11 protein-coding genes are annotated in these 11,028 nt (G+C 73.8%); 9 read left to right on the top strand and 2 right to left on the bottom strand.

Annotated features, from left to right (window positions below):
* The 3 genes from IE245_RS17965 to IE245_RS17955 form a co-directional block, all read left to right on the top strand.
* Nucleotides 1-312 (top strand): ATP-binding protein DrrA1-3 family domain-containing protein (locus IE245_RS17965; RefSeq protein ID WP_189948646.1); only part of this gene is annotated, 312 nt, incomplete at its 5' end.
* Nucleotides 309-1,094, top strand: coding sequence for an ABC transporter permease (locus tag IE245_RS17960; RefSeq protein ID WP_189948644.1), 786 nt, complete (start codon nucleotides 309-311; stop codon nucleotides 1,092-1,094). The genes IE245_RS17965 and IE245_RS17960, both read left to right, overlap by 4 nt.
* Nucleotides 1,095-1,255: 161 nt before the next feature.
* Nucleotides 1,256-1,444 (top strand): DUF1272 domain-containing protein, encoded by a 189-nt coding sequence (locus IE245_RS17955; protein WP_189948642.1) that lies wholly within the window; start codon nucleotides 1,256-1,258, stop codon nucleotides 1,442-1,444.
* Here IE245_RS17955 and IE245_RS17950 read toward each other — a convergent pair.
* A complete protein-coding gene (locus IE245_RS17950; RefSeq protein ID WP_189948640.1) occupies nucleotides 1,441-2,013 on the bottom strand; it encodes a dihydrofolate reductase family protein in 573 nt (190 codons plus the stop codon). The genes IE245_RS17955 and IE245_RS17950 overlap by 4 nt on opposite strands.
* 203 nt (nucleotides 2,014-2,216) lie before the next feature.
* On the opposite strand from IE245_RS17950, the gene IE245_RS17945 reads away from it, so the two are divergent.
* From IE245_RS17945 to IE245_RS17920, 6 genes are all read left to right on the top strand, one after another.
* Entirely contained in the window at nucleotides 2,217-3,029 is an 813-nt protein-coding gene (locus tag IE245_RS17945; RefSeq protein WP_189948637.1) for a TIGR03084 family metal-binding protein, read from the top strand.
* Nucleotides 3,026-4,762 carry an acyclic terpene utilization AtuA family protein gene (locus IE245_RS17940; RefSeq protein ID WP_189948634.1) on the top strand — a complete coding sequence of 579 codons (1,737 nt, stop codon included), beginning with the start codon at nucleotides 3,026-3,028 and terminating at the stop codon, nucleotides 4,760-4,762. The genes IE245_RS17945 and IE245_RS17940 overlap by 4 nt, the downstream gene beginning before the upstream one ends.
* Nucleotides 4,759-6,357, top strand: coding sequence for an acyl-CoA carboxylase subunit beta (locus IE245_RS17935; RefSeq protein ID WP_189948632.1), 1,599 nt, complete (start codon nucleotides 4,759-4,761; stop codon nucleotides 6,355-6,357). Before IE245_RS17940 ends, IE245_RS17935 begins: the two co-directional genes overlap by 4 nt.
* Nucleotides 6,358-6,380: 23 nt before the next feature.
* A complete protein-coding gene (locus IE245_RS17930; protein WP_189948630.1) occupies nucleotides 6,381-8,429 on the top strand; it encodes an ATP-binding protein in 2,049 nt (682 codons plus the stop codon).
* On the top strand, nucleotides 8,426-9,559 hold the full coding sequence (locus IE245_RS17925; RefSeq protein ID WP_189948628.1) for an acyl-CoA dehydrogenase family protein: 1,134 nt from the start codon (nucleotides 8,426-8,428) through the stop codon (nucleotides 9,557-9,559). Before IE245_RS17930 ends, IE245_RS17925 begins: the two co-directional genes overlap by 4 nt.
* A 127-nt stretch (nucleotides 9,560-9,686) precedes the next feature.
* Nucleotides 9,687-10,328 carry an excalibur calcium-binding domain-containing protein gene (locus IE245_RS17920; protein WP_229851346.1) on the top strand — a complete coding sequence of 214 codons (642 nt, stop codon included), beginning with the start codon at nucleotides 9,687-9,689 and terminating at the stop codon, nucleotides 10,326-10,328.
* A 33-nt stretch (nucleotides 10,329-10,361) separates the two neighbouring features.
* On the opposite strand, the gene IE245_RS17915 is transcribed toward IE245_RS17920, so the two are convergent.
* Complete coding sequence (locus IE245_RS17915; protein ID WP_189948626.1) at nucleotides 10,362-10,697, bottom strand: Rossmann-fold NAD(P)-binding domain-containing protein; 336 nt, start codon at nucleotides 10,695-10,697, stop codon at nucleotides 10,362-10,364.
* Nucleotides 10,698-11,028 lie beyond the last annotated feature (331 nt).

Genomic DNA, 11,028 nt, shown 5'->3' with positions numbered 1-11,028 from the left:
GGCACCCCCGACCAGCTCAAGCGCCAGATCCCCGGCGGCCACGTCCGCCTCCGCTTCACCCACCCCGACGCCTACCGCAGCGCCTCCGAAGCGCTGCGCGACGCGGCGGCCCGGGACGACGAGGCGCTGACGCTGCGGATCGCGAACGACGGAAGCCAGCGCGCCCTGCGGGCGCTGCTCGACCGCCTCGACGCCGCCGGCGTCGAGGCGGACGAACTCACCGTCCACACCCCGGACCTGGACGACGTCTTCTTCGCCCTCACCGACTCGACCGCCACCCTCCCCGCCCAGCCGAAGGAGCACGTCCGATGAGCACCCTGTCCCTCGCCGTCCGCGACTCGTCCACGATGCTCCGGCGGAACCTCCTGCACGCCCGCCGCTACCCGTCGCTCACCCTCAACCTGCTGCTGACGCCGATCATGCTGCTCCTGCTCTTCGTCTACGTCTTCGGAGACGTGATGAGCGCCGGGATGGGCGGCGCGGACCGGTCCGCGTACCTCGCCTACCTGGTGCCCGGGCTGCTGCTCATGACCATCGGCTCCACCACCATCGGCACCGCGGTCTCCGTCGCCAACGACATGAACGAGGGGATCATCGCCCGCTTCCGGACGATGGCCGTCCACCGGCCGTCCGTGCTGGTCGGGCACGTGGTCGGCAGCGTCCTCCAGTCGGTGGCCAGCGTCGTCCTCGTGGGGGCGGTGGGGGTGGCGATCGGCTTCCGCTCCACCGGCGCCACCGCCCTCGAATGGCTCGCCGCCTTCGGTCTCCTGGTCGTCTTCGCCACCGCGCTCACCTGGATCGCGGTCGGCATGGGCCTGGTCTCGCCGAACGCGGAGGCCGCCTCCAACAACGCCCTCCCGCTGATCTTCCTGCCGCTGATCTCCAGCACGTTCGTGCCGATCGAGCAGATGCCCGGCTGGTTCCAGCCCATCGCCGCGTACCAGCCCTTCACCCCGGCGATCGAGACCCTCCGCGGCCTCCTCCTCGGCACCGGGATCGGCCACAACGGCTGGATCGCCCTCGCCTGGTGCGCCGGCCTCACGGTCCTCGGCTACGTCTGGTCGACGAAGACCTTCAACAAGGACCCCAAGTAGTCCCCGTGGTGACAACCGAAGACGAGCGGACCGGCCTGATCCTGTCGAGATCTGGCCGGTCCGCTGTTTTTCGGCCTTCCGCGCTCCTTGATCATGGAGGCGGGAAGGCGCCGGTGACGGGAAGACACCGGTACGGAACGGACGGAACGAGGGGGAGCCGCATGGCCCTGGAGATGCGCGAGCGCTGCGAACGCTGCGGGACGGCGGCGCTGCCCGCCGACGGCGACGCCCGGATCTGCTCGTACGAGTGCACCTTCTGCGTCCCCTGTACGGAGGAGATGTCCGGCACCTGCCCCAACTGCGGCGGCGAACTCCTGCCCCGCCCGCGCCGCCGGGCGCACCACGGCTAGCGGACCACGTCGAAGACCTGCTTCTGGATGCCGTTGGAGTACGTCTCGTGCTCCACGAGCCGCAGCTTCTGGGCGTCCTTGTCGGCGGTGCTGAAGAGGCGCTTGCCGGCACCGAGGAGCAGGGGGAAGACCAGCAGGTGGTAGCGGTCGACCAGGCCCGCGTCCGTGAGGGCGCGGCCGAGGGTCGCGCTGCCGTGCACGATGATCGGGCCGCCCTCGGTCTCCTTGAGGGCGGCGACCTCGTCGAGGGTGCGCAGGATCGTGGTCGGGCCCCAGTCGGAGACGAGGCCGTCGTCGGTGAGCGTGGTGGAGACGACGTACTTCGGCATCTCCTTGTAGTCGGCGAAGTCCGCCATGCCGGGCCAGACGGGGCTGAAGGCCTGGTAGCTGACGCGGCCGAGCAGCATCGCGGTCGCCTCCTGCTGCTCGCGGCCCTTGATCTCGTACGCCTCCGGGACGAAGTCGATGTCCTTGAAGGTCCAGCCCGCGTTGCGGTAGCCCTCCTCGCCGCCGGGGGCCTCGACGACGCCGTCGAGGGAGACGAAGGCGGAGCTGATGAGAGTGCGCATGTCGGTGCCTCGGTTCTCGGAGTGCCTGCTGTCGTTTTCATGATCTAGGACCGGGGATGTCCGCGAAACTCATCGGTCCCGACTCATCGGTCCCGACTCGGCGGCCGCGTCCACCGTCGTTTTCAAGCAAGCATGCTTGATTGTTTTCGGGATCGCTGCCATGCTCCGACTCCTCAGGCCCGTCCTCCCGAGGGGAGCGCACCGTGTCCGACCCCGCCGACGTTCTCGCCGATCTCCGTGCCGAAGGCGATGAACTCGACGCGATCGTCAGTGAGTCGAGCGAGGAGAGCGAGGCGGGCGAGGCGGTCTGGCGCCTTGCGACGCCCGCGCCGCGCTGGAGCGTCGCCCATCAGATCGCCCATCTCGCCTGGACCGACCGGGCCGCGCTGCTCGCGGTGACCGACGCCGAGGGGTTCGCGGCGGAGGTGGAGAAGGCGCTGGCCGCGCCCGAGCGGTTCGTCGACGACGGGGCGGAGGAGGGCGCCGCGCTGCCGCCCGCCGAGCTGCTCGCGCGGTGGCGGGAGGGGCGGCGGCTCCTCGACGAGGCCCTGCGGAAGGTGCCGCCCGGCGGGCGCTTCCCCTGGTACGGGCCGCCGATGAGCGCCACGGCGATGGCGACGGCCCGGCTGATGGAGACCTGGGCGCACGGGCAGGACGTCGCCGACGCCCTCGGAGTCGTACGGCGGCCGACCGCGCGGCTGCGGCACGTGGCCTGGATCGGCCACCGGGCCCGGGACTACGCGTACCTGGTGCGCGGCGAGCAGCCGCCCGCCGAGCCGTTCCGGGTCGAACTCACCGGCCCCGGCGGGGAGTCGTGGGCCTACGGCCCCGAGGAAGCCGCCCAGCGGGTGAGCGGCGACGCGGTCGAGTTCTGCCTGCTCGTCACGCAGCGGACGCACCGGGACGACACGGGGCTGCGCGCGGAGGGGGCGGACGCGGAGCACTGGCTCGGCATCGCGCAGGCCTTCGCCGGTCCGGCGGGGCCGGGGCGCGCCCCCAAGGGGGAGGCGGCGTGAGCGCGTTGAGGATCGGGAACGCCTCCGGGTTCTACGGGGACCGGTTCGGTGCCGTCCGCGAGATGCTGACCGGCGGCCGGCTCGACGTGCTCACCGGGGACTACCTCGCCGAGCTGACCATGCTGATCCTGGGGCGTGACCTGCTGAAGGATCCCTCCGCCGGCTACGCGAAGACCTTCCTGCGGCAGATGGAGGAGGGCCTCGGGCTCGCCCACGACCGGGGCACGCGGATCGTCGTCAACGCCGGCGGGCTGAACCCGGCGGGGCTCGCGGAGGCGCTGCGCGGCCTGGCCGGAAGGCTCGGGCTGCCGACGCGGGTCGCGCACGTGGAGGGGGACCGGCTGCCGGGCGGGGCGGGGGTGCTGTCCGCCCACGCCTATCTGGGCGGGGCGGGGATCGCGGCCTGCCTGACGGCCGGCGCGGACGTCGTCGTCACCGGGCGGGTGACGGACGCGGCGCTCGTCACCGGGCCCGCGCAGTGGTGGTTCGGGTGGGGCCCCGAGGAGTACGACCGGCTCGCCGGGGCCGTCGTCGCCGGGCACGTCCTGGAGTGCGGCACGCAGGCCACCGGCGGCAACTACGCCTTCTTCCGCGAGCACGACGCGAAGCTGCTGCTGCGGCCCGGCTTCCCGCTCGCCGAGGTCCACGAGGACGGGTCGGCGGTCGTCACCAAGCACCCCGGCACCGGCGGGATCGTCGACGTCGGCACCGTCACCGCGCAGCTGCTCTACGAGACCTCGGGCGCCCGGTACGCCGGGCCCGACGTCACCGCCCGGCTCGACTCGGTGCGGCTGACGCGGGAGGGGCCGGACCGGGTGCGGATCGACGGCGTGCGGGGAGAGGCGCCGCCGGCCACGCTGAAGGTCGGGCGCTGCCGGCTCGGCGGCCACCGCAACGAGGTCGTCTTCGTCCTCACCGGCCTCGACGTCGAGGCGAAGGCCGCGCTCGTCCGGGAGCAGATCCACGACGCCCTGGCGCAGGACCCGCCCGCCGACGTCCGCTGGGACCTCGCCCGCACCGACCGGGAGGACGCCGGCACGGAGGAGACCGCGAGCGCGCTGCTGCGGCTCGTCGTCCGCGACCCGGACCCCGAGAAGGTGGGGCGGACCCTGACGGGGGCGGCGATCGAGCTGGCCCTCGCCAGCTACCCGGGCTTCCACGTGACCGCCCCGCCGGGCAGGGGCGCCCCCTACGGGGTCTTCGAGACGGCGTACGTGCCCGCCGGGGACGTGCCGCACACGGCGGTGCTGCCCGACGGGACCCGCGTCGCCGTGCCCGTACCGCCCGTGACCCGCGCCCTGGAACCCGTCCCCGAACCGGAGCTCCCCGGGCCGCTGCCGCCGGGGCCGACGGTCCGGATGCCGCTGGGGCGGATCGCGGGAGCCCGCAGCGGCGACAAGGGCGGGGACGCGAACGTGGGGGTGTGGGTGCGGACGGAGGCGGAGTGGCGGTGGCTCGCGCACACGCTCACCGTCGCCCGGTTCCGCGCACTGCTCCCGGAGACGGCGGACCTGGACGTCACCCGGCACGTGCTGCCGAACCTGCGGGCGGTGAACTTCACCGTCGCCGGGATCCTCGGCGAGGGCGTCGCCTCCCAGGCCCGCTTCGACCCCCAGGCCAAGGCCCTCGGCGAATGGCTCCGCTCCCGGCACGTGGACGTGCCGGCGGAGCTGCTGCCGGCGGGGCGCACCGACGGCCCCCACCACCCCGACCACCCGGAGGGACCCGCGTGACCGTCCTCGCCTCCGCCCTCGACACCGGCGGACCCGACTACCAGGAGCACCGCGCCGCGATGCTGGAGAAGCTCGCCGCGCTCGACGCCGAGCACGCCAAGGCGCTCGCCGGCGGCGGCGAGAAGTACACCGCCCGGCACCGCGAGCGCGGCAAGCTGCTCGCCCGGGAGCGGATCGAGCTCCTGGTCGACCCCGACTCGCCCTTCCTGGAGCTGTCGCCGCTCGCCGCCTGGGGCAGCTCGTATCCCGTAGGGGCGTCCCTGGTCACCGGCATCGGGGTCGTGGAGGGCGTCGAGTGCCTGATCACCGCCAACGACCCGACCGTGCGGGGCGGCGCCTCCAACCCGTGGACGCTGAAGAAGGCGCTGCGGGCCAACGAGATCGCGTTCGCCAACCGGCTGCCGGTGATCTCGCTCGTCGAGTCCGGCGGCGCCGACCTGCCCTCCCAGAAGGAGATCTTCATCCCGGGCGGGGCGCTCTTCCGCGACCTCACCCGGCTCTCCGCCGCCGGGATCCCCACGGTCGCGGTCGTCTTCGGGAACTCGACGGCCGGCGGGGCGTACGTGCCCGGCATGTCCGACCACACGGTGATGATCGAGGAACGGTCGAAGGTCTTCCTCGGCGGGCCGCCGCTGGTGAGGATGGCGACCGGCGAGGAGAGCGACGACGAGTCCCTCGGCGGGGCGGCGATGCACGCCCGCGTCTCCGGTCTCGCCGACCACTACGCCGTCGACGAGGCCGACGCGATCCGGCAGGCCCGCCGGATCGTCGCCCGCCTCAACCACCGCAAGCACCACGCGGACCCCGGCCCGGCCGAGCCGCCGAAGTACGACGCCGAGGAGCTGCTCGGGATCGTCCCGGGCGACCTGCGCACGCCGTTCGACCCGCGCGAGGTGATCGCCCGGCTCGTCGACGGCTCGGACTTCGACGAGTTCAAGCCGTTGTACGGGGCGTCGCTGGTGACCGGGTGGGCGCGGCTGCACGGCTACCCGGTGGGGATCCTCGCGAACGCGCAGGGGGTGCTGTTCAGCGCGGAGTCGCAGAAGGCCGCGCAGTTCATCCAGCTGGCGAACCAGCGGGACGTCCCGCTGCTCTTCCTGCACAACACCACCGGCTACATGGTCGGCAAGGAGTACGAGCAGGGCGGCATCATCAAGCACGGCGCGATGATGATCAACGCGGTGTCGAACTCGAAGGTCCCGCACCTGTCCGTCCTCATGGGGGCGAGCTACGGCGCCGGCCACTACGGCATGTGCGGGCGGGCGTACGACCCGCGGTTCCTGTTCGCCTGGCCGAGCGCCAAGTCCGCCGTCATGGGGCCGCAGCAGCTCGCGGGCGTGCTGTCGATCGTGGCGCGGGCGTCGGCGGCGGCCAAGGGGCAGCCCTATGACGACGAGGCCGACGCCGGGCTGAGGGCCATGGTCGAGGCGCAGATCGAGTCCGAGTCGCTGCCGCACTTCCTCTCCGGCCTGCTCTACGACGACGGGGTCATCGACCCCCGCGACACCCGCACGGTCCTCGGGCTGTGCCTGTCCGCGATCCACACGGCACCGGTCGAGGGCGCGCGCGGCGGCTTCGGCGTCTTCCGAATGTGAGGCCACTGATGACGAGGCCACTGATGATTTCGACCGTCCTGGTCGCCAACCGTGGCGAGATCGCCTGCCGCGTCTTCCGCACCTGCCGCGAGCTGGGCATCGCGACCGTCGCCGTGTACTCCGACGCCGACGCGGACGCCCTGCACGTGCGGGAGGCGGACGCGGCGGTACGGCTGCCGGGGGCGGCGCCCTCGGAGACGTACCTGCGCGGCGACCTGATCGTGGCGGCGGCGCTCGCGGCGGGCGCGGACGCCGTCCACCCCGGCTACGGCTTCCTCTCCGAGAACGCCGGCTTCGCCCGGGCCGTGACGGAGGCCGGGCTGCGGTGGATCGGCCCGCCGCCGGAGGCCGTCGAGGCGATGGCGTCGAAGACCCGCGCCAAGGAACTCCTCGGCATCGCGCCGCTCGACCCGGCGGCCGTCACCGCCGCCGAGCTGCCCGTCCTGGTGAAGGCTGCGGCGGGCGGCGGCGGGCGCGGCATGCGGATCGTCCGCGAACTGGACGCTTTGGAAGGCGAGTTGAAGGCCGCCTCGGCCGAGGCGGAGAGCGCCTTCGGGGACGGGGAGGTGTTCGTCGAGCCGTACGTGGAGGACGGGCGCCACGTCGAGGTGCAGGTCCTCGCCGACGCGCACGGCACCGTGTGGGCGCTCGGCACCCGCGACTGCTCGCTCCAGCGGCGGCACCAGAAGGTGATCGAGGAGTCCCCGGCGCCCGGCCTGCCGGCCGCGCTCGTCGAGGAGCTGTACGGCGCCTCGGTGGCGGCCGCCAAGGCCGTCGGGTACGTCGGCGCGGGCACGGTGGAGTTCCTGGTCGCCGGCGGGCGGGCGCACTTCCTGGAGATGAACACCCGCCTCCAGGTCGAGCACCCGGTGACCGAGGCCGTCCACGGCGTCGACCTCGTCGCCCTCCAGCTCGCCGTCGCCGAGGGCCGGCCCCTGCCGCCGGAGCCGCCCGCCGCCCGCGGCCACGCCGTCGAGGCCCGCCTGTACGCGGAGGACCCGGCGGCGGGGTGGGCGCCGCAGACGGGCCGCCTGCACGCCTTCGCGGTGCCGGGAGGGGGCGGCGCGCACCCGGCCCCCGGGCACGCCTCCGTGCCCGGCGTCCGGATCGACACCGGGTACGCCTCCGGGGACACCGTCCCCGTGCACTACGACGCCATGCTCGCGAAGGTCGTCGCCCACGCGCCGACCCGCGCCGAGGCCGTCCGCAAGCTCGCCGGCGTCCTGGAGCGGGCCGTGATCCACGGACCGGCCACCAACCGGGACCTCCTCGTCGCCTCGCTGCGGCACGAGGAGTTCCAGGACGAGGGCCGCCTCGACACCGGCTTCTACGACCGGAACCTGGACGCGCTCACCCGCCCCGGGGAGGGCGAGGCGGCGTACGCGGCCGTCGCCGCCGCCCTCGCGGACGCGTCCCGCAACGCGGGCCGTTTCGGCGGAGGTTGGCGGAACGTCCGCTCGCAGGACGAGATCCGGACGTACGAGGACGGAACCGAGGACGGCACCGAGGTCCGCTACCGGCCCACGCGGGACGGCGGCTTCGAGGTGCTCGCCCCCGAGGGGGTACGGGCCGTGAGCGCGGCGCCCGACCGCGTGCGGCTGGAAGCGGCGGGCGTCGTAAGGGACTTCGCGGTGGCGGCGTACGGGGACGGCACCGTCCACGTCGGACGCCACCGCCTCGCCCCCCGCCCCCGCTTCACCGACCCGCGCGAGCGGACCCTCCCCGGGTCGCTGCTCGCGCCGATGCCCGGCACCGTCGTCCGGCTCGCGGACGGCCTCGCCGTCGGCGACCGGGTCGAGGCCGGGCAGCCGTTGCTCTGGCTGGAGGCGATGAAGATGGAGCACCGCGTCACCGCTCCCGCCTCCGGCACGCTCACCGCGCTCCACGCCGCCCCCGGCCGCCAGGTCGAGGTCGGCGCCCTGCTCGCCGTCGTACAGGCCGAAGACGTTCCGACGGAAGGCGTTCCGACCGAAGACGTACAGGCCGAAGACGTTCCGACGGAAGACGTTCCGACGGAAGACGTTCCGACCGAAGACGTTCCGACCGAAGCACAGGAGGACCCGACCGCATGAGCACCGACATCGAGCCCCGGGAGCACACCGAGCTCCGCGCCGCCGTCTCCGCGCTCGGCCGCCGCCACGGCCCCGGCTTCGACCGGGCCGCCCTGTGGGCGGAGGCCGGGAAGCTCGGCTACCTGGGCGTGAACCTGCCGGAGGAGTACGGCGGCGGGGGCGGCGGCATGGCCGAGCTGTCCATCGTCCTGGAGGAGGCCGGGGCCGCCGGGGCGCCGCTCCTGATGATGGTCGTCTCGCCCGCGATCTGCGGCACGGTCATCTCCCGCTTCGGCACCGACGGGCAGAAGGAGGCCTGGCTGCCCGGGCTCGCCGACGGGTCGAGGACGATGGCCTTCGGCATCACCGAGCCCGACGCCGGCTCCAACTCCCACCGCATCACGACCACCGCGACCCGCACCGAGGACGGCTGGGTCCTCAACGGCCGCAAGGTCTTCGTCTCCGGCGTCGACATCGCCGACGCGACCCTCATCGTCGGCCGCACCTCGGACGCCCGCACCGGCAACCTGAAGGCGTGCCTCTTCATCGTCCCGCGCGACACCCCCGGCTTCGGGCGGCGGCACATCGAGATGGAACTCGACGCGGACGAGAAGCAGTTCGAGCTCACCCTCGACGACGTGCACCTGCCGGCCGACGCGCTCGTCGGCGACGAGGACGCGGGCCTGCTCCAGCTCTTCGCGGGGCTCAACCCCGAGCGGATCATGACGGCGGCGTTCGCGATCGGCATGGGCCGGTACGCCCTCGAACGGGCCGTCGGCTACGCGAAGGAGCGGCAGGTCTGGAAGACGCCGATCGGCGCCCATCAGGCCATCGCCCACCCTCTCGCGCAGGCCCACATCGAGCTGGAGCTCGCCCGCCTGATGATGCAGAAGGCGGCGCGGCTGTACGACGCGGGCGACGACTTCGGCGCGGGCGAGGCCGCCAACATGGCGAAGTACGCGGCGGCCGAGGCGTGCGTGAAGGCCGTCGACACCGCCGTGCACACCCTCGGCGGCAACGGCCTCACCAAGGAGTTCGGCCTCGCCCGGCTGGTCACCGCCTCCCGTGTGGCGCGGATCGCCCCGGTCAGCCGGGAGATGATCCTGAACTACGTCTCCGCCCACACCCTGGGGCTGCCCAAGTCGTACTGAACCGGCGGTCCGGGACGGGGGGCCGATCTCCGTATTGCGCCCCCCGGTTGTGAAGGTCCTGTGTACGATCCGGGCCCGGCGGCACTCCGCTCGGTGCCGTCGTCCCGTCAGGCCTTTGGAGCCGCGCGTGTACCCGCAGCAGAACCCGTACCAGCCCGCCCCGGCGTGGCAGCCGCCCCGGCGCTGGTGGCAGCACCCCGCGCTGATCATCACCCTGCTCGTCGTCTTCCCGCCGGCGGGCATAGCCCTGGTCTGGCTCTCGCGGTGGACGAACCGGGCGAAGATCGTGTCGACGATCGCGTCCGCCCTGTGGTTCGTCGTGGCGCTGTCCATGGACCCGCCGCCGGAACAGAACACGGACGACCCGAAGCCGGCGGTCACGGTCACGGTCACGGTGACCGTCACGCCGACTCCCACACCGTCGGTGGAGCCGACGCCGACGCCGACCCCCACGGCCCCGGCGGAGCCGACGACGCCGACGCCCACGCCGGAGCCGACGACCGAGGCCCCGACCACCCGGGCCCCCGAACCCACCACCGAGGCCCCCGAGCCCACCACCCAGGCGCCGAAGCCCACCACCCAGGCCCCGAAGCCGAAGCCCACGCAGGTGACCCGGCCCCCGGAGACGGCCGAGCCCGAGCCCGACCCGGAGCCGTACTACGCCAACTGCACCGCCGTACGCGCCGCGGGCGCCGACCCGATCCGCCGCGGCGACCCCGGCTACGGCAGCCACCTCGACCGCGACGGCGACGGCATCGCCTGCGAGTGACCCGGACCGGGGTGCCGGGGCGGTCTGTGGGGGTCAGGGCGTCCAGGTGCCCGTTTCCGCCGTGGTCCTGACGTACTCCGCGAAGTCCCGGGGCTCGCGGCCGAGTGCCCGCTGGACGCCGTCCGCGAGCTCCCCGAAGCGGCTGTCGGCGATCCGCTCGAGGAGCAGGTTCAGGAGCGCGCTGAAGACCTCCGGCAGCCCCGCCCGGTCGGCGCGGGCCGCGAACTCCGCGGGGGAGACGGCCCGGTAGCCGGTCGGCCGACCGGTCGCGCGGGCCGGCTCCTCCGCGACCTGGTCCAGGTTCAGCAGCCGCGGGCCGGTGAGCGCGTACTCCGCGCCGGCGTGGCCGTCCTCGGTGAGGGCGGCCACCGCCGCGTCGGCGATGTCGTCCGCGTCGACGTAGGGCTCGACGCCCTGCCCGGCCGCCCATGGCGTGCCTCACGGAGTGGCGGCTGACGCCGGCGGCCGACCTGCTCGTTCGTACCGACGCGACGGTCGCGTCGATCGCCCGCCAGGTCGGCTGCCGCACGCCCTTCGCGCTGAGCTCCACGCTGAAACGGGTCCACGGCGCCCTGCGGAGCTCAGGACGGCGGCCGGACGCCGATAAACCAAGCACGCGTGCTTGATTGTTTTACGAGGGGCTGACAAGGTCTCCCCAAGCGCTGACGGGGCACCCGGTCCGTACGGGTCCGCGGATCCC

Origin of the sequence: Streptomyces roseolus (assembly GCF_014649855.1) — a bacterium.
In the GTDB taxonomy this organism is placed as follows: domain Bacteria; phylum Actinomycetota; class Actinomycetes; order Streptomycetales; family Streptomycetaceae; genus Streptomyces; species Streptomyces roseolus.
Note: the sequence above shows the minus strand (reverse complement) of the source record. Positions and strands in the feature narration are given on the sequence as shown.

What these genes read in the sequence shown, in the direction of transcription:
- IE245_RS17960 (WP_189948644.1), top strand. Translation starts at nt 309, where the DNA reads ATGAGCACCCTGTCCCTCGCCGTCCGCGACTCGTCCACGATGCTCCGG.
- IE245_RS17955 (WP_189948642.1), top strand. Translation starts at nt 1,256, where the DNA reads ATGGCCCTGGAGATGCGCGAGCGCTGCGAACGCTGCGGGACGGCGGCG.
- IE245_RS17950 (WP_189948640.1), bottom strand. Translation starts at nt 2,013, where the DNA reads ATGCGCACTCTCATCAGCTCCGCCTTCGTCTCCCTCGACGGCGTCGTC.
- IE245_RS17930 (WP_189948630.1), top strand. Translation starts at nt 6,381, where the DNA reads ATGATTTCGACCGTCCTGGTCGCCAACCGTGGCGAGATCGCCTGCCGC.
- IE245_RS17925 (WP_189948628.1), top strand. Translation starts at nt 8,426, where the DNA reads ATGAGCACCGACATCGAGCCCCGGGAGCACACCGAGCTCCGCGCCGCC.